Origin of the sequence: Streptomyces sp. P9-A4 (assembly GCF_036634195.1) — a bacterium.
Classification (GTDB): Bacteria; Actinomycetota; Actinomycetes; order Streptomycetales; family Streptomycetaceae; genus Streptomyces.
Genome location: NZ_JAZIFY010000001.1, coordinates 5,471,970 through 5,488,844 on the forward strand (window position 1 = coordinate 5,471,970; position 16,875 = coordinate 5,488,844).

General features: G+C 71.6%; 20 protein-coding genes. 15 read left to right on the forward strand and 5 right to left on the reverse strand.

Annotated elements, in window-relative coordinates:
• Positions 1-90 precede the first annotated feature (90 nt).
• Entirely contained in the window at positions 91-1,230 is a 1,140-nt protein-coding gene (locus V4Y03_RS24780) for a D-alanine--D-alanine ligase family protein (RefSeq protein ID WP_317875030.1), read from the forward strand.
• A 36-nt stretch (positions 1,231-1,266) separates the two neighbouring features.
• Here the strand turns inward: V4Y03_RS24780 and V4Y03_RS24785 are convergent, their stop codons facing one another.
• Positions 1,267-1,749: a DUF3515 domain-containing protein gene (locus tag V4Y03_RS24785; RefSeq protein ID WP_317875029.1), complete on the reverse strand. Its 483-nt coding sequence runs from the start codon at positions 1,747-1,749 to the stop codon at positions 1,267-1,269.
• Between the two features lie 20 nt (positions 1,750-1,769).
• Entirely contained in the window at positions 1,770-2,003 is a 234-nt protein-coding gene (locus V4Y03_RS24790) for an Lrp/AsnC family transcriptional regulator (RefSeq protein ID WP_017947604.1), read from the reverse strand.
• A 233-nt stretch (positions 2,004-2,236) separates the two neighbouring features.
• On the opposite strand from V4Y03_RS24790, the gene V4Y03_RS24795 reads away from it, so the two are divergent.
• Together V4Y03_RS24795 and thiD are read left to right on the forward strand one after the other, a co-directional pair.
• Positions 2,237-3,199 (forward strand): thiamine-phosphate kinase, encoded by a 963-nt coding sequence (locus V4Y03_RS24795; RefSeq protein WP_073819075.1) that lies wholly within the window; start codon positions 2,237-2,239, stop codon positions 3,197-3,199.
• Positions 3,196-3,993, forward strand: coding sequence for a bifunctional hydroxymethylpyrimidine kinase/phosphomethylpyrimidine kinase (gene thiD / locus V4Y03_RS24800; protein WP_332436327.1), 798 nt, complete (start codon positions 3,196-3,198; stop codon positions 3,991-3,993). Before V4Y03_RS24795 ends, thiD begins: the two co-directional genes overlap by 4 nt.
• Positions 3,994-4,106: 113 nt before the next feature.
• Here thiD and rpmB read toward each other — a convergent pair whose 3' ends face one another.
• Positions 4,107-4,292 carry a 50S ribosomal protein L28 gene (gene rpmB, locus V4Y03_RS24805; protein WP_003957616.1) on the reverse strand — a complete coding sequence of 62 codons (186 nt, stop codon included), beginning with the start codon at positions 4,290-4,292 and terminating at the stop codon, positions 4,107-4,109.
• Between the two features lie 236 nt (positions 4,293-4,528).
• Here rpmB and V4Y03_RS24810 point away from each other — a divergent pair, with 236 nt between their 5' ends.
• From V4Y03_RS24810 to mutM, 9 genes are all read left to right on the forward strand, one after another.
• Positions 4,529-6,133, forward strand: coding sequence for a DAK2 domain-containing protein (locus V4Y03_RS24810; protein ID WP_332436328.1), 1,605 nt, complete (start codon positions 4,529-4,531; stop codon positions 6,131-6,133).
• A 73-nt stretch (positions 6,134-6,206) separates the two neighbouring features.
• Positions 6,207-8,399, forward strand: a complete 2,193-nt coding sequence (gene recG, locus V4Y03_RS24815; protein ID WP_332436329.1) for an ATP-dependent DNA helicase RecG — start codon at positions 6,207-6,209, stop codon at positions 8,397-8,399.
• 71 nt (positions 8,400-8,470) lie between these two features.
• A complete protein-coding gene (rsmD, locus tag V4Y03_RS24820) occupies positions 8,471-9,052 on the forward strand; it encodes a 16S rRNA (guanine(966)-N(2))-methyltransferase RsmD (RefSeq protein ID WP_332436330.1) in 582 nt (193 codons plus the stop codon).
• A 26-nt stretch (positions 9,053-9,078) separates the two neighbouring features.
• Positions 9,079-9,558, forward strand: a complete 480-nt coding sequence (coaD, locus tag V4Y03_RS24825) for a pantetheine-phosphate adenylyltransferase (RefSeq protein ID WP_332437260.1) — start codon at positions 9,079-9,081, stop codon at positions 9,556-9,558.
• A gap of 110 nt (positions 9,559-9,668) precedes the next feature.
• Positions 9,669-10,718, forward strand: coding sequence for an ATP synthase F0 subunit B (locus tag V4Y03_RS24830; RefSeq protein ID WP_317875496.1), 1,050 nt, complete (start codon positions 9,669-9,671; stop codon positions 10,716-10,718).
• 128 nt (positions 10,719-10,846) lie between these two features.
• The gene (locus V4Y03_RS24835) at positions 10,847-11,500 is read left to right on the forward strand and encodes a YceD family protein (protein WP_317875499.1); all 654 of its coding nucleotides are present in this window, start codon (positions 10,847-10,849) and stop codon (positions 11,498-11,500) included.
• Positions 11,501-11,502: 2 nt separating this feature from the next.
• Complete coding sequence (gene rpmF / locus V4Y03_RS24840; RefSeq protein ID WP_015036448.1) at positions 11,503-11,676, forward strand: 50S ribosomal protein L32; 174 nt, start codon at positions 11,503-11,505, stop codon at positions 11,674-11,676.
• A gap of 20 nt (positions 11,677-11,696) precedes the next feature.
• The gene (gene rnc, locus V4Y03_RS24845) at positions 11,697-12,509 is read left to right on the forward strand and encodes a ribonuclease III (RefSeq protein ID WP_317875495.1); all 813 of its coding nucleotides are present in this window, start codon (positions 11,697-11,699) and stop codon (positions 12,507-12,509) included.
• A gap of 116 nt (positions 12,510-12,625) precedes the next feature.
• Positions 12,626-13,486: a bifunctional DNA-formamidopyrimidine glycosylase/DNA-(apurinic or apyrimidinic site) lyase gene (gene mutM, locus V4Y03_RS24850; RefSeq protein WP_332436331.1), complete on the forward strand. Its 861-nt coding sequence runs from the start codon at positions 12,626-12,628 to the stop codon at positions 13,484-13,486.
• 12 nt (positions 13,487-13,498) lie between these two features.
• On the opposite strand, the gene V4Y03_RS24855 is transcribed toward mutM, so the two are convergent.
• Positions 13,499-13,888, reverse strand: coding sequence for a winged helix-turn-helix transcriptional regulator (locus V4Y03_RS24855; RefSeq protein ID WP_317875493.1), 390 nt, complete (start codon positions 13,886-13,888; stop codon positions 13,499-13,501).
• A gap of 124 nt (positions 13,889-14,012) precedes the next feature.
• Between V4Y03_RS24855 and V4Y03_RS24860 the strand changes: the two genes are divergently transcribed.
• On the forward strand, positions 14,013-14,597 hold the full coding sequence (locus V4Y03_RS24860) for a flavodoxin family protein (RefSeq protein WP_317875492.1): 585 nt from the start codon (positions 14,013-14,015) through the stop codon (positions 14,595-14,597).
• Between the two features lie 105 nt (positions 14,598-14,702).
• Here V4Y03_RS24860 and V4Y03_RS24865 read toward each other — a convergent pair whose 3' ends face one another.
• Positions 14,703-15,635, reverse strand: a complete 933-nt coding sequence (locus V4Y03_RS24865; RefSeq protein ID WP_332436332.1) for a CAP domain-containing protein — start codon at positions 15,633-15,635, stop codon at positions 14,703-14,705.
• Between the two features lie 179 nt (positions 15,636-15,814).
• Between V4Y03_RS24865 and V4Y03_RS24870 the strand changes: the two genes are divergently transcribed.
• Together V4Y03_RS24870 and V4Y03_RS24875 are read left to right on the forward strand one after the other, a co-directional pair.
• Complete coding sequence (locus V4Y03_RS24870) at positions 15,815-16,096, forward strand: acylphosphatase (RefSeq protein ID WP_056566088.1); 282 nt, start codon at positions 15,815-15,817, stop codon at positions 16,094-16,096.
• A gap of 391 nt (positions 16,097-16,487) precedes the next feature.
• Positions 16,488-16,706, forward strand: a complete 219-nt coding sequence (locus V4Y03_RS24875; protein WP_015036455.1) for a hypothetical protein — start codon at positions 16,488-16,490, stop codon at positions 16,704-16,706.
• Positions 16,707-16,875 lie beyond the last annotated feature (169 nt).

A 16,875-nucleotide genomic window follows, 5' to 3' on the forward strand; every position in this document is an offset into this window, starting at 1 on the left:
CCCGCAGGTCCGGCGGCCACTGCGCCGGACGCGCGGTACGGCAGCGGGGCGCTCAGGAGTTCGGGAGCCGCAAGGTACGCTCATCGCGATATGAGCGAGAACACCCAGAGCCCCCGCAAGCCGCGCGTGGCCGTCGTCTTCGGCGGACGCAGCTCCGAGCACGCCATCTCCGTCGTCACGGCCGGCGCCGTCCTGAGCGCCATCGACCGGGACAAGTACGACGTGCTGCCCATCGGCATCACGACGGACGGGCGCTGGGCGCTCACCGCCGACGCCCCCGAGCGCATGGCCATCGCCGACCGCGCCCTGCCGAACGTCGCCGCGCTCGCCGAGTCCACGGAGGGCGGCGTCGTCCTCTCCGTCGACCCCGCCAACCGCGAGGTCGTCCTCACCGAGCCCGGCGCCGTGCCCAGGGCCCTCGGCGAGGTCGACGTGGTCTTCCCGATGCTCCACGGCCCGTACGGCGAGGACGGCACCCTCCAGGGCCTCCTGGAGCTCTCCGGCGTCCCCTACGTCGGCGCGGGCGTCCTCGCCTCCGCCGTCGGCCAGGACAAGGAGTACATGAAGCGGGTCTTCGTCTCCTTCGGACTCCCGGTCGGCCCGTACGAGGTCGTCCGGCCCCGCGAGTGGGAGCAGAACCCGGCAGCCGCCCGCAAGAAGATCGTCGAGTTCGCCGCCGAGCACGGCTGGCCGCTCTTCGTGAAGCCGGCCCGCGGCGGCTCCTCCATGGGCATCACCAAGGTCGACGACCTCTCCGGCCTCGACGAGGCCATCGAGGAGGCCCGCCGCCACGACCCCAAGATCCTCGTCGAGTCGCTGCTGCGCGGCCGCGAGATCGAGTGCGGCGTCCTGGAGTTCGAGGACGGCCCGCGCGCCAGCGTGCCCGCCGAGATCCCGCCGGTCACCGACCACGACTTCTACGACTTCGAGGCCAAGTACATCGACTCGGCCTCCGGCATCGTGCCCGCCCCCATCGGGGACGAGGCCACCGCCGAGATCCAGCGCCTGGCCGTCGCCGCCTACGAGGCGGTGTCCTGCGAGGGCCTGGTCCGCGCCGACTTCTTCCTCACCGAGGAAGGCGACTTCGTCATCAACGAGATCAATACCATGCCGGGCTTCACGCCCATCTCCATGTACCCGCGCATGTGGCAGGAGAGCGGCGTGAGCTACCCCGAGCTGGTCGACCGGCTCATCCAGGCCGCGCTGACCCGCTCCACCGGCCTGCGCTGACCCCCACCCGCGACCGAGGACCGTGCCCGCCGCCTCTCAGAGGCTCGGCGGCACGGTCTTCAGCACGGGCGCGGCGAGATCGGCGAGCGGCGTCATGTCGTGCGCGTACCGCTCGCCGAGCGTCACCTCGACGTACGTCTTCCGGTACGTCGTGGTGAAACGGGGCCCGGTGCCCTCCGGACGCTCCAGCATCCAGTTCACGCCATTGGCCTCGATGCCCTGCGCCTTGGGATCGCTCATCTTTTCGGGCCGGGGGACCCCGCAGCGCAGTACGATCGCACCGTCACCCCAGCCGGCGGTCAGCTCGGAGCCGGGCTCCGGGTCACTCCGCTCCAGCCCCACCACGGTGTCCGGAAGCTCCTTCGCCAGTGCCTGGCAGAAGGCGGCCTCCGCCGCCGGGGGGCTGGGAACCGCGACGGACGCCGAGGCGCCCGGCGAGGAGCAGCCGGCGGCGGCCAGCAGCAGGAACACTGCCGAGACCGCGGCGGGCAGGCCGAAGGGCCGGTGGGAAGACGTCACCGGCCAAGCGTAGACGGGGGCTACAGATGAACGACCGGGCAGGTGAGGGTGCGCGTGATGCCGTCCACTTGCTGGACCTTGGCGACCACCATGCGGCCCAGCTCGTCGACCGTGTCCGCCTGTGCGCGCACGATGACGTCGTACGGACCGGTCACGTCTTCGGCCTGGATCACCCCCGGGATCTTGGAGATGGTGTCGGCGACGGTCGACGCCTTGCCCACCTCGGTCTGGATGAGGATGTACGCCTGAACCACGGAACCTCCAGGGCGACCACGAGGATCTTGTGGGAGAAAGGGACGCCACGGTACCGCGTCACCGCGGGCCACGGGGAGACCCGCGTGTCCCGGGGCGCCCGCCCGGTGGCGTTCGCAGGACAGAAGTTGACGGTCTACTTGACGGTACCCAGCACGGTGACGGCCCGCGACCCGCGGCGCGCGACAGCGTGCCGCCGCCCGCAGGACGGCACGAAGACACGAGGTGAGGCGCGGTGAAGGGCACAGTCGGAGAGCTGGGCGAGTTCGGGCTCATCAGGGAGCTCACGTCCCGGCTCACCTCCACCCCGGCGGTACGGATCGGGCCCGGCGACGACGCCGCGGTCGTCTCCGCCCCCGACCGGCGCGTGGTGGCCAGCACGGACATCCTCCTCGAAGGACGTCACTTCCGCCGCGACTGGTCGACGGCGTACGACGTCGGCCGCAAGGCCGCCGCGCAGAACCTCGCCGACATCGCCGCCATGGGCGCGGTCCCCACCGCACTCCTCCTCGGCCTCGTCGTCCCCGCCGAACTCCCCGTGACCTGGCCCACCGAACTCATGGACGGCCTGCGCGACGAATGTCAGGTCGCGGGCGCGGCGGTGGTCGGCGGCGACGTCGTACGCGGCGACACGATCATGGTCTCCATCACCGCCCTCGGCGACCTCCGCAACCACGACCCGGTCACCCGGGGCGGCGCCCAGCCCGGCGACGTCGTCGCCTACACGGGCTGGCTCGGCTGGTCCGCCGCCGGATACGCCGTCCTCTCCCGGGGCTTCCGCTCGCCGCGCGCCTTCGTCGAGGCCCACCGCAGGCCCGAACCGCCGTACCACGCGGGTCCTGCCGCCGCCGGTCTCGGCGCCACCGCCATGTGCGACGTGAGCGACGGCCTCATCGCCGACCTCGGCCACATCGCCGAGGCCAGCAAGGTCCGCATCGACCTGCGCTCCGGCCTCATAGACATCCCCACCCAGATGAACGACATCGGCCAGGCCGTCGGCGTCGACCCCATGCAGTGGGTGCTCACCGGGGGAGAGGACCACGCCATCGTGGCCACCTTCCCGCCCGACGTGAAGCTCCCCGCCCGCTGGAAGGTCATCGGGGAGGTCCTCAACCCCTCCGCGCTCCCGCAGGTCACCGTGGACGGCGCGCCCTGGCACAGCGTGGGCGGCTGGGACCACTTCGGGGAGACCGAGTGACCGCTCGGCCCCCGCTGGTGCTGACCGTCGCCGGATCGGACTCCGGCGGCGGCGCCGGCGTCCAGGCCGACCTGAAGACGATGCTCGCGCTCGGCGTCCACGGCATGAGCGTGCTCACCGCCGTCACCGCCCAGAACTCGCGGGGCGTCCAGGGCGTCTGGGAACTGCCCGTGGAGGCCGTCCGCGCCCAGTACCGGGCCGTCGTCGACGACATCGGCGTCCAGGCCGTCAAGACCGGCATGCTGGCCTCCGCCGCCCTCGTCGAGACCGTCGCCGCACTCCTCGCGGACACCACCGCACCCGTCGTCGTCGACCCGGTGGGCGTCTCCAAACACGGCGACCCGCTGCTCGCCGGGAGCGCGCTCGACTCCGTACGCACGGGCCTGCTGCCCCGGGCGACCGTCGCCACGCCCAACCTGGACGAGGTGACACAGCTCACGGGCGTGCGGGTCGTGACGGAGGCCGACATGAGGACCGCCGCCGAGGCGGTCCTGTCGTACGGACCGGAGTGGGTCCTGATCAAGGGCGGACACCTGCCCACCGGCCGGGAGGCCGTCGACCTGCTCACGGACGGCGCCGAGGAGCACTGGCTGCGCGCCCCCCGCCACGACAACCGGCACACCCACGGGACGGGCTGCACGCTCGCGTCGGCGGTCGCGTCCGGGCTCGCCAAGGGCCTGACGGTGCCCGCGGCGGTACGGGAGGCCAAGGAGTACGTGACCGGGGCCATCGCCGCCGGATTCGCCCTGGGCACGGGCATCGGCCCGGTCGACCACGGCTGGCGGACGCGCTGAGGGCGCCTACCGGTTTCCGGGTACGTTTCCGGGCATGGCAAAAGGCCGGTTCACCGAGGTGAACCGGCCTTTCAAGGCAACCGCAGGGGCTGCGCTACGACAGAACGTCGCGATTAGCGCGAGACCTTGCCGGCCTTGATGCACGAGGTGCAGACGTTGAGCCGCTTCGGCGTCCGACCGACCACGGCACGCACGCGCTGGATGTTCGGGTTCCAGCGACGGGACGTACGGCGGTGCGAGTGCGAAATGTTGTTGCCGAAGCCCGGCCCCTTGCCGCAGACGTCGCAGTTGGCAGCCACGGGTCACTCCAAAGACTTCAGAATTACAGTGAAATCCGGCGCACCGGAATCAGGAGTCTGAAGTGGCTTGCCGGGGGATGGCCCGGTTTGAACCGGGCAACCGAAGCAGCATACAACGCCTGCCTCGGTGGAACGAAACTACCATGGTCTGCGCGGACCTCGCCCCGGGCCCCGGTCACCGGCGGGACACCCCGGGTCTACCCTGCGGTGAGCTCACCGCCGAAGGAGGACCCCCGTTGTCGCGAGCCCTTCAGCCCTCCGAGGAGCTCGTCGAGCTCGACGCGGAAGCGGTCAGGACCTGGTGCGCACGGGCTCTGGACGCCCTCGGCCGGGAGCGCGAAGCGATCGACGCGATCAACGTCTACCCCGTCGCCGACGGGGACACCGGCACCAATCTGTACCTGACCGCCGAAGCCGCCCACCGGGCCGTGGAAGCCGTCTTCGCGGCCTCCGCGCCCGACACCGCCGAGACCGTACGCGCCATGGCCCACGGCGCCCTCCTCGGCGCCCGCGGCAACTCCGGGACCATCCTCTCCCAGCTCCTGCGCGGCATGGCCGGCGTCCTCGCCGGCGGAGGTGACGGGGATCACCTCGCCCGAGCCCTCGCCGAGGCCGCCCGCGCCGCCCGCGAGGCCGTCGCCCACCCCGTGGAGGGCACCATCCTCACCGTCGCCGCAGCCGCGGCCGGAGCCTGCGCGGGCGGCGGCGGACTCGTCGACGTCGCCAGGAACGCCCACGAGGGCGCCACGACCGCCCTCGCCGCCACCTCGGGGCAGCTCGACGTCCTCGCCCGCGCCGGAGTCGTCGACGCGGGCGGCCGGGGCCTGGTCACCGTCCTCGGCGCCCTCCTCGGGACCGTCACCGGGCAGGCCCCGCCCCCCGCGCGCACCGCCCCCGTCACCCCCGCCCCCGCCGAGGTGTGCCCCACCGAGGACGGCCCCGCCTACGAGGTGATCTACCTCCTGGAGGCCGGGGACGCCGCCGTGGAACTGCTGCGCGGCCGGCTCGACGCCCTGGGCGACTCCCTCGTCGTCGTCGGCGGCGACGGCCTGTGGAACGTCCATGTGCACGCCGACGACCCCGGCGCCGCCGTCGAGGCCGGCATCGAGGCCGGACGCCCCCACCGCATCCGGATCACCCACTTCGCCGCCGAAGCCGCCACCGGCCCCGCCGAGCGCGCCCAGCGCGCCGTCGTCGCCGTCGTCCCCGGCGAAGGCCTCGCCGGACTCTGCGCCGAGGCCGGCGCCACCACCGTGCGGACCCGGCCCGGCGAACCCCCCGCGGGCGACGAACTCCTCGACGCCATCCGCCGGGCCCACGCCCGCGAGGTCGTCCTCCTGCCCAACGACACCGACCTGCGCCAGACCGCCGCGGCCGCCGCCGAACGCGCCAGGGCCGAAGGCATCCGCGTCGCCCTGATCCCCACCCGGGCCGCCGTCCAGGGCATCGCCGCCCTCGCCGTCCACGAACCCGACCGCCGCTTCGACGAGGACGTCGTCGCCATGACGGCCGCCGCCGGAGCCACCCGCTACGCCGAACTCGCCGTCGCCGAACACCGGTCCTTCACCTCGGCCGGCGTCTGCCAGGCCGGCGACGTCCTCGGCCTCATCGAGGGCGATGTCGCCGTCATCGGCAAGGACCTCACCGAGACCGCCCGCACCGTCCTGGACCGGATGCTCTCCGCCGGCGGCGAACTCGTCACCCTCGTCGTCGCCGACGACACCCCGCCCGGACTCGCCCCCGACCTCGAACGCCACGTCCGGCGCGGCTACCTCGCCGTCGACACCACCACCTACCACGCGGGCACGGGGGCCCCGCCGCTGCTCATCGGCGTGGAGTGACGACGCCCCTCCCGGACACCCCCGACACCCGCGGACGCCGTGCCGTACCCGACTGTCGGTCCCGTGGTGTGCAATGGAACGCGTGCCCGCGCTCGACGAACCACTCAAGAAGTCCCTCGGCCCCGCCACCGCCAAGGTCATGGCCGAGGCACTCGACCTGCACACGGTCGGTGACCTCCTCCACCACTACCCCCGCCGGTACGCCGAGCGCGGGGAGCTGACCACGCTGTCCGACCTGCCGCTCGACGAGCACGTCACCGTGGTCGCCCAGGTCGCCGACGCCCGCGTGCTCACCTTCAACGGCTCCAAGGGACGCGGCCAGCGCCTCGAAGTGACCATCACCGACGGCAGCGGCCGCCTCCAGCTGGTCTTCTTCGGCAAGGGCGTGCACAAACCGCACAAGGACCTGCTGCCCGGCACCCGCGCGATGTTCGCCGGCAAGGTGTCGCTCTTCAACCGGCGCCTCCAGCTCGCCCACCCCTCGTACGAACTCCTCCGCGGCGACGGCGAGGAGGCCGTCGACGTCTGGGCCGGGGCCCTCATCCCGATCTACCCGGCCAGCACCAAAATGGAGTCCTGGAAGATCGCCAAGTCCGTCGACGCCGTCCTGCCCAGCGCCGTCGACGCCGTCGACCCGCTGCCCGACTCCCTCCGCGAGGGCCGCGGCCTCGCCGAACTGCCCGAGGCCCTCCGGCTGATCCACCGGCCCCGCACCAAGGCCGACATCGCCGACGCCCGCGAGCGCCTCAAGTGGGACGAGGCCTTCGTCCTCCAGGTCGCCCTGGCCCGCCGCCGGCACGCCGACACCCAACTCCCCGCCGTCGCCCGCCGCCCCGCCCCCGACGGCATCCTCGACGCCTTCGACGCCAAGCTGCCCTTCACCCTCACCGACGGCCAGAACAAGGTCTCCAAGGAGATCTTCGACGACCTCGCCACCGAGCACCCCATGCACCGGCTCCTCCAGGGCGAGGTCGGCTCCGGGAAGACGATGGTGGCCCTGCGCGCCATGCTCGCCGTCGTCGACTCCGGGGGACAGGCCGCGATGCTCGCCCCCACCGAGGTCCTCGCCCAGCAGCACCACCGCTCCGTCACCGAGATGATGGGCGAGCTGGCCGAGGGAGGCATGCTCGGCGGCGCCGAGCGGGCCACCAAGGTCGTCCTGCTCACCGGCTCCATGGGGGTCCCCGCCCGCCGGCAGGCCCTGCTCGACCTGGTCACCGGCGAGGCCGGCCTCGTCATCGGCACCCACGCGCTGATCGAGGACAAGGTCCAGTTCCACGACCTCGGCCTGGTCGTCGTCGACGAGCAGCACCGCTTCGGCGTCGAGCAGCGCGACGCCCTGCGCGGCAAGGGCAAGCAGCCCCCGCACCTCCTGGTGATGACCGCCACTCCCATCCCGCGCACCGTCGCCATGACCGTCTTCGGCGACCTGGAGACCTCCGTCCTCGACCAGCTGCCCGCCGGCCGCTCCCCGATCGCCAGCCATGTCGTGCCCGCCGCCGACAAACCGCACTTCCTCACGCGCGCGTGGGAGCGGGTCCGCGAGGAGGTCGCCAAGGGCCACCAGGCGTACGTGGTCTGCCCCCGCATCGGCGACGAGGAGGACAAGAAGAAGAAGTCCGGGCCCTCCGCCGCCGACGAGGCCGAGAAGCGCCCGCCGCTCGCCGTCCTCGACATCGCGGAACAGCTCCGCACCGGCCCTCTGACGGGACTGCGGATCGCCGTCCTGCACGGCCGTATGCACCCGGACGACAAGGACGACGTGATGCGCCGCTTCGCCGCCGGCGAGCTCGACGTCCTCGTCGCCACCACCGTCATCGAGGTCGGCGTCAACGTCCCCAACGCCACCGCCATGGTGATCATGGACGCGGACCGCTTCGGCGTCTCCCAGCTCCACCAGCTCCGCGGCCGGGTCGGCCGCGGCTCCGCCCCCGGCCTCTGCCTCCTCGTCAGCGAGATGCCCGAGGCCACCCCCGCCCGCCAGCGGCTCAACGCCGTCGCCTCCACCCTCGACGGCTTCGAGCTCTCCCGCATCGACCTGGAGCAGCGGCGCGAGGGCGACGTCCTCGGCCAGGCCCAGTCCGGCGTCCGCTCCTCCCTGCGGGTGCTCACCGTCATCGACGACGAGGAGGTCATCGCCGCCGCCCGCGAGGAGGCCACCGCCCTCGTCCTCGCCGACCCGGACCTCACCGGCCACCCCGGCCTCGCGACCGCGCTCGACGCCCTGCTGGACAAGGACCGGGAGGAGTACCTGGAGAAGGGCTGATACGTACGGGCGACCTATCCTGGTACCTGTTGCGTGCGCAACGGATACGACGACGCAGGACGAGGACACCGATGACCCGCGTGATCGCCGGTACGGCCGGCGGACGCCGCCTGGCCGTGCCGCCCGGCAACGGCACCCGCCCCACCTCCGACCGGGCGCGCGAAGGCCTCTTCTCCACCTGGGAGGCCTTCCACGGCCTCACCGGGGCCCGGGTCGCCGACCTGTACGCGGGCTCCGGAGCCGTCGGTCTGGAGGCTCTTTCCCGGGGTGCCGCCCACGCCCTCCTGGTGGAGGCGGAACCCCGCGCCGCGAAGACGATCCGGGAGAACATCCACGCCCTCGGCCTCCCCGGCGCCGAACTCCGCAGCGGCCGGGCCGAGCAGATCGTCACGGGACCGGCCCCGGCCGAGCCGTACGGCCTGGTCTTCCTCGACCCGCCGTACGCCGTCTCCGACGAGGAACTCCGCGAGATTCTCCTCACACTGCGCTCAGGGGGCTGGCTGAGCGAGGATGCCCTCGTCACCGTGGAGCGAAGCACCCGAGGCGGGGAGTTCGGCTGGCCGGCCGGATTCGAGGGCCTGCGGTCCCGTCGTTACGGCGAGGGAACGTTTTGGTACGGTCGCGCCGCCTCTACGTGCGAAGACGCACGATGACCGGACCGGAGAGCGAGGGACCCACGTTGCGCCGCGCCGTCTGTCCGGGGTCATTCGACCCCATCACCAACGGACATCTCGACATCATCGCCCGTGCCTCCAAGCTGTACGACGTCGTACACGTCGCGGTGATGATCAACCAGTCGAAGAAGGGCCTGTTCACGGTCGAGGAGCGGATCGAGCTGATCCGCGAGGTGACCGCCGACCTCGGCAACGTCGAGGTGGAGTCCTTCCACGGACTGCTCGTCGACTTCTGCAAGCAGCGCGACATCCCCGCCATCGTCAAGGGGCTGCGCGCGGTCAGCGACTTCGACTACGAGCTGCAGATGGCCCAGATGAACAACGGCCTCACGGGCGTGGAGACCCTCTTCGTCCCCACCAACCCCACCTACAGCTTCCTCTCCTCCTCCCTGGTGAAGGAGGTCGCCGCCTGGGGCGGCGACGTCTCCCACCTGGTCCCGCCGACGGTCCTCCCGAAGCTCACCGAGCGCCTCGCGCGGAAGTGACGCGCGGCCACCGCCACTGACGCTCCGTCACCTGGTGTCGGACGGGCGCCGACTGCCCTTACAGTCGTCCCGTCCGTCTCCATCCAGCTGTAGAGAGTGGCGAGCACCCGGTGGACGTACAGAAGAAGCTCGACGAGATCGTCGCGACCGTGCAGGGCGCCCGCTCCATGCCCATGTCGGCATCCTGCGTGGTCAATCGCGCCGAGCTGCTCGCCCTGCTCGAAGAGGTACGGGAGGCCCTGCCGGGCTCCCTCGCGCAGGCGCAGGAGCTGATCGGCGGCCGGGAGCAGATGGTCGAGCAGGCCCACCGGGAGGCCGAGCGGATCATCGAGGCCGCCCACGCCGAGCGGGGTTCGATCGTCTCCGACACCCAGGTCGCCCGGCAGTCGCAGGAGGAGGCCGACCGGATCCTCTCCGAGGCCCGCCGCGAGGCCGAGGAGGTCCGGGCCGAGGCCGACGACTACGTCGACTCCAAGCTCGCCAACTTCGAGGTCGTCCTCAACAAGACGATCGGCTCGGTCGACCGGGGCCGCGAGAAGCTCCTCGGCCGGGGTCCCGGCCTCGACGCGAACGGTTACCCGGACGAGGACGCCCCCGAGTACAGCGCGGACCCGCAGACCCTGATCCACCGGGCGGACGAGTACGTCGACGCCAAGCTCGGCGCCTTCGAGGCGGTGCTCAGCAAGACCCTGGAGGCCGTCGGCCACGGCCGGCGGAAGCTGCACGGCCGGATCGCCAGCGACGACCTGGGCGAGCACATGGCCGCGCAGGACGGCCTCGGCGGCGCCGTGCACACCAGTGACGCCGACTACCTGGCCGGCCTGGCGGAGCTCTCGGACCCCGAGCCGGCCCGGATCCCCGCCCCGCAGCAGCCCCAGGCCCAGCCCGACCCCTACGGGTACCAGCAGCCCGACCCCTACGCGGCCTACCCGCAGCAGGTCCAGCAGCAGCCGGACCCGTACGCCTACCAGCAGCCGCAGCAGGCCGACCCCTACGGCTACCAGCAGCAGGACCCGTACGCGTACCAGCAGCCCGTCCAGCACCAGGGTCACCAGCCGCAGCAGCAGTCCGCCGCACTCGACGAGACCAGCTTCTTCGACACCAGCATGATCGACCTGGAGCAGCTCCGCCGGTACGAACAAGGACATCAGGGAGCGTAGGACCCCGATTGGGTCCTGGGCGAAGCGTCCAGTATCCTGGCTCTTCGGTCGCGCGTATTCCGCGATCCTTGCTGCCCACGTTCGGCAGCCTCCCCACGACGCAGCACGATCCGAAAGCAGGAAGTCCCCTGAGCACGCGCCTCGACCACCGCAATCCCCTCGTGTTCGACACACACGAGCTGGGGCGGCGTCCTGGTGCCCTCCAGCGGCTCTCGCGTTCGATCGAGGCCCCCCGGGACCTGGGCGTCGAAGGAGTCATCGGAGTGCCCGAGGGCGCACCGGTGGACATTGATCTCCGTCTTGAGTCGGTCATGGAAGGGGTGCTTGTCACAGGCACCGCCCGTGCATCGGCCGAGGGGGAGTGCGTAAGGTGTCTGGAGCCCGTCGAGCTGGAGCTCGACGTGGACTTCCAGGAGATGTTCTCGTACCCCGACTCCGACGACCGGGGCCGCTCCAGGGCGGCCGCGGACGACGAAGCCGAGGCAGACGAGGACATGATCCCCCTCGAGGACGGCATGTTCGACCTCGAACCCATGCTGCGTGATGCGGTGGTGCTCGCACTGCCGATGCAGCCGGTGTGCCGGGAGGACTGTGCGGGACTGTGTTCCACCTGTGGAACCAACCTGAACGAGAACCCGGACCACCACCACGACGCCGTCGACATTCGTTGGGCGGCATTGCAGGGACTCGCCGGTTCGCTGGGAACCGATGAGAAGGACAACATGAGCGGCAATGCCTCTGACGGGGACGTCCGAAGCGCCGCCGAGAAGCAGGAGAAGTAGCCGTGGCTGTTCCGAAGCGGAAGATGTCGCGCAGCAACACGCGCCACCGCCGGTCGCAGTGGAAGGCTGCGGTCCCCACCCTGGTTTCGTGTGAGCGTTGCCAGGAGCCGAAGCTGCAGCACATCGCGTGCCCGAGCTGCGGCACCTACAACAAGCGCCAGGTCCTCTCGGTCTGATTGGGCTGGTGAGAGGCGTAATGTCTGAGTCCCGCAAGACGGACGACAAGACGGACCATGCCTCGTCCCACACGCTTCTGGAAGGGCGGCTCGGCTACAAGCTCGAGTCCGCCCTTCTGGTGCGTGCGCTGACCCACCGTTCGTTCGCTTACGAGAACGGCGGTCTGCCCACCAACGAGCGGCTGGAGTTCCTCGGGGACTCCGTGCTGGGCCTGGTGGTCACGGACACGCTGTACCGCACCCACCCCGACCTGCCGGAAGGCCAGCTGGCCAAACTGCGGGCCGCGGTGGTCAACTCGCGAGCGCTGGCGGACGTGGGGCGCGGCCTCGAACTCGGCTCCTTCGTCCGGCTCGGCCGGGGCGAAGAGGGTACGGGCGGCCGGGACAAGGCGTCCATCCTCGCCGACACCCTTGAAGCGGTGATCGGCGCGGTCTATCTCGACCAGGGCCTCGACGCGGCGTCCGAGCTGGTGCACCGGCTCTTCGACCCGCTGATCGAGAAGTCCTCGAACCTCGGTGCGGGCCTGGACTGGAAGACCAGTCTCCAGGAACTCACCGCGGCCGAGGGTCTGGGTGTGCCGGAGTACCTCGTCTCCGAAGAGGGTCCGGACCACGAGAAGACCTTTACTGCTGCCGCCCGCGTCGGTGGTGTCTCGTACGGCACCGGCACCGGCCGCAGCAAGAAGGAAGCGGAACAGCAGGCGGCGGAGTCCGCGTGGCGCGAGATTCGCGCGGCGGCGGACGAACGCGCGGCGGCGGCCAGGACCGCGGCCGAGGCGGGAACGGGAGAGGTCGCCGACCCCTCTCCTTCCGCCCACCGGGCGTCGGCCTGACGGCCGGACCCCTCGCTTCCGGAGAACCCCGCCCCAGGGCGGGGTTCTCGTCTTTCCGCAGGTGTACGGCCGGTAGGCTTGATCCGCTGGCTGCCGAAGACGTCCGGAGGAGTCCCGTGCCCGAGCTGCCCGAGGTCGAGGTCGTACGGCGCGGACTGGAACGCTGGGTCGCCGGGCGGACCGTGTCCGAGGTCGAGGTGCTGCACCCCAGGGCCGTACGGCGCCATCCGGCGGGCGGCGCCGACTTCGCGGCCCGGCTCGAAGGGCAGCGCTTCGAGGTCGCGCGCCGGCGCGGCAAGTACCTCTGGGTGCCGCTCGCCGAGACCGGTACGTCCGTCCTCGGCCACCTCGGGATGAGCGGGCAGCTGCTCGTCCAGCCGGAGGACGCCGCCGACGAGAAGCATCTGCGCATCCGCGTCCGCTTCGACGACGCGACCGGCACCGAGCTGCGCTTCGTCGACCAGCGCACCTTCGGCGGGCTCTCGCTGCACGACCAGACCCCCGACGGGCTCCCGGACGTCATCGGGCACATCGCCCGCGATCCGCTGGACCCCGAGTTCGACGACGCCGCCTTCCAGAGCGCGCTGCGGCTGCGCCGTACGACCGTGAAGCGGGCGCTGCTCGACCAGTCGCTGATCAGCGGCGTCGGCAACATCTACGCCGACGAGGCGCTCTGGCGGTCCCGGCTGCACTACGACCGGCCGACGGCCACACTGACACGACCGCGCTCGGCGGAGCTGCTCGGGCACGTCCGGGACGTGATGAACGCGGCCCTGGACGCGGGCGGCACCAGCTTCGACAGCCTGTATGTGAACGTCAACGGCGAGTCCGGCTACTTCGACCGCTCGCTCGACGCGTACGGCCGCGAGGACGAGCCCTGCCACCGCTGCGGTACGCCGATGCGCCGGCGCGCCTGGATGAACCGCTCCAGCTACTTCTGCCCGCGCTGCCAGCGCCCGCCGCGCGCGAGCGCGTGACTCCGCGAGGGCTCAGGCGGTGACGGGGGCGGTGACGCGCTCCGCGTCGTAGCTCTCCCGCGCCGCCTCGACCTGCGGCATACGGCCCTCCACCAACTCGATCAGGCCGATCAGCCGCTCCGCGATCTCGCGGCCGAGCGGGGTGAGCCGGTAGTCGACGCGCGGCGGGTTCGTGGGCTGCGCCTCGCGGTGGACGAGGCCGTCGCGCTCCAGGGCGTGCAGGGTCTGCGACAGCATCTTCTCGCTCACGCCGTCGACCCGGCGGCGCAACTCGTTGAAACGGAACGTCCCGTCGTGCAGCGCGCCCAGGGTGAGGCTGCCCCAGCGGCCCGTCACGTGCTCAAGGGCGCCGCGTGAGGGGCAGGCCCGTGCGAACACGTCGTAGGCGAGGTCGTCAGTCATGGGCTCCACCGTACTCTCGCGCAGCGCTTACCGCCATGGGTGCGCTAACCAGTGGCTTGCGCTGTCGAAAAGTTAGTGCTCTACTTCTGGTCATCGCCTCACCGACTCTTCCGAGGAGCCCCCTGTGACCAGCCCCGTCGTCTCCGTCGCCTACCACTCCGGCTACGGCCACACCGCAGTCCTGGCCGAGGCCGTCCGTGCCGGTGCCGCCGACACGGGCGCCACCGTCCACCTGATCAAGGTCGACGGGATCACCGACGCCGAGTGGGAGCTGCTCGACTCCTCCGACGCGATCGTCTTCGGTTCCCCGACCTACATGGGCACCGCCTCCGGCGCCTTCCACCGCTTCGCCGAGGACTCCTCGAAGCGCTGGTTCACCGGCGCCTGGCAGGACAAGCTCGCCGCCGGATTCACCAACTCCGGCTCCAAGAGCGGCGACAAGCTGCACACCCTCCAGTTCTTCCAGATCCTCGCCGGCCAGCACGGCATGACCTGGGTCAACCTCGGCCTGAAGCCGGGCTGGAACACCACCGACGCCTCCGAGAACGACCTCAACCGTCTCGGCTTCTTCACCGGCGCAGCCGCCCAGACCGCCAACGACCTCGGCCCGGACGGCGTCCACAAGGCGGACATCGCCACCGCCGAACACCTCGGCCGCCGCGTCGCCCTGACCGCCGGCACCTTCGCGGCGGGCAAGGCCGCCGCCTGACCTCCGGGTACGCGAAAGGGCCCCGTCACCGGGAAGGTGACGGGGCCCTTTCGCGCGTGCGGTCCGGAGCTGAGCGGGGGCGCCACGCGGCTCCGGCGTACCGGCTCAGTAGCCGAAGTCCTGGGTCCACCAGGGGCCGCCGTCACCGAAGTGGACGCCGACGCCGAGGGTCGTGAAGTCGCAGTTCAGGATGTTGGCGCGGTGGCCGTCGCTGTTCATCCAGGACTCCATCACGGCAGCCGCGTCCGCCTGGCCGCGGGCGATGTTCTCGCCGCCCATGCCCGAGACGCCCGCCTTCTCCGCGCGCGCCCACGGCGTGGCCCCGTCCGGGTCCGTGTGGTCGAAGAAGCCGCGCGCCGCCATGTCCGTGCTGAACGCCCCGGCCAGCGACGCCAGCTGGGCGTTCGCGTTCACCGGGGAGCAGCCCACCTTGGAGCGCTCGACGTTGACGAGCCGGAGGACCTCCGCCTCGGCGGCCACACTCCGGTCCGCGGTCGAGGGGGCCGGGGCCTTCTCGACCGGCGCCTCGGTGGTCGGGTCCGGCTTCGGCGCGGGGGCCTTCGTGGAAGGCGCGACCGTGGTCCTCGGCACCGCGGGCTTCGTGGCCGGCTTCTTCGAAGGGATGGTCGCCTTCGGGGTGGGCTTGACGGACGGGGTCGCCGACGGCGAGGCCGTCTTCGCGCCGCTCGTGCCCGTGCCCGTGCTCGATCCCGTACGCGTGCCCGTGCCGGCGCCCGTGGAACCCGTGCCGCCCGCCGGGGTCTCGGTGGACCCGCCCTGCGTCGTCAGCTCGGGGGCCTGCCGCGACTGGCTCGGGCGCTCGCCGGCGCCCACGCTGCCGAGGGTGAAGGTGTCCCCGCCGGGCAGCAGACCGGAGGCGACGGCGACGGCGCCCACCGCGACCGCCGCGGAGGCGCCGAGCAGGCCGGTGCGCACGGGGGCGCGCCGCTTGCGGCGGGCACCCCGGTGCGGGCGGTCCGTACCGGCCGCGTAATCTTCTGCGGCGGGTGCGGCTCCGGCGCGACGGTGGCGTCCCATCTGCTCTGCCTTCCTGCTGGCCCCGTGGGGCTTTGCTGATCTTTGCTGCCGGGACCGTTCGCGGCCCGTCAGTCGAACAGCGCGCGCCCGTACGGGTGAGGCGTGTTCGGTCGGGACTGTAGTCCATGCGCGGCGGGGGCGATGTGCTCATCTGGCAATCCGCCCGTTAGCGTGCAGTCATGAGTGACGACGTACGGATGACCGCCTGGGTGCGCGGCCGGGTACAGGGAGTGGGCTTCCGCTGGTTCACCAGGGCAAACGCACTGGAGATCGGGAGCCTCGTGGGCTTCGCCCTGAACCTCGACGACGGCCGGGTGCAGGTGGTGGCCGAGGGGCCGCGTGAGAATTGCCACCGCCTGCTCGCCTGGCTCCACTCCGCCGACACACCCGGGCGCGTGGACGGCGTCACTGAGATCTGGGCCACCCCGCGCGGCGGATACGACGGCTTCGCCATCCGCTGACCCGCCCCCCGCCGGCACCCCGTCCGGTGACCGAGAGGGGCGTCGGACGGACGCGCGGTAACAGTCGCGTGAGGGGGAAAGCCCCTGGTGGTTGCCAAGGAGCGGCCGTCGTGGAAGGCTGCCCGGTAAGGATGATCGCGACGCCCTGAGGCACCGAGTTCGCGAGGCCCCGCCGCCCTTCGAGCGGCCGTGGACTCCTCGGTGGCCCCTTCGGACGGGGCGTGATCGTGTTGACCGTCAAACTTTTTGGTGAGACTCTGGAAGCCCCGCGCACCTTAGCTGTTTGGCAGTGGAACCGGCACGACAAGCAGTACTGCCGAGCACCGCGGGTGCGAATCCCTCACGACCCACACCGCTTCGGTCGGTCACTCATTGTGGAGGACCATCCATCATGGCAAAGGCGCTTCTCGGTTACGTCGGCGGCTCCGACCCGCGACTCCTCGCCGAGATGCGACGGCTTCAGCAGCGCGTCCAGGATCTCGAATCCGAGCTGGTACGGATTCAGTCCGAGAACGACTCGCTCGCCGCTGCCGCCGCTCAGCACCAGGGAGAGTCGCTGCTGAACAGCATCGATCTCGACGTACCCCAGGCGGAGCCTGCGCTCACCTGACAACCCCAGCCCCCCAGGGGCCAGGTGGGAAACACTCACACCGGTACAGCCGACGGAGTCGTCCACGGACACCTGCGCCGGTGAAGCCGGGCACGCAAGGGGCGCTTCGGCGTCCCTTCCTTCTTTCCCTCCCCGCTTCACCCACTGTTTCCCCCTCGTCCCACCCCTT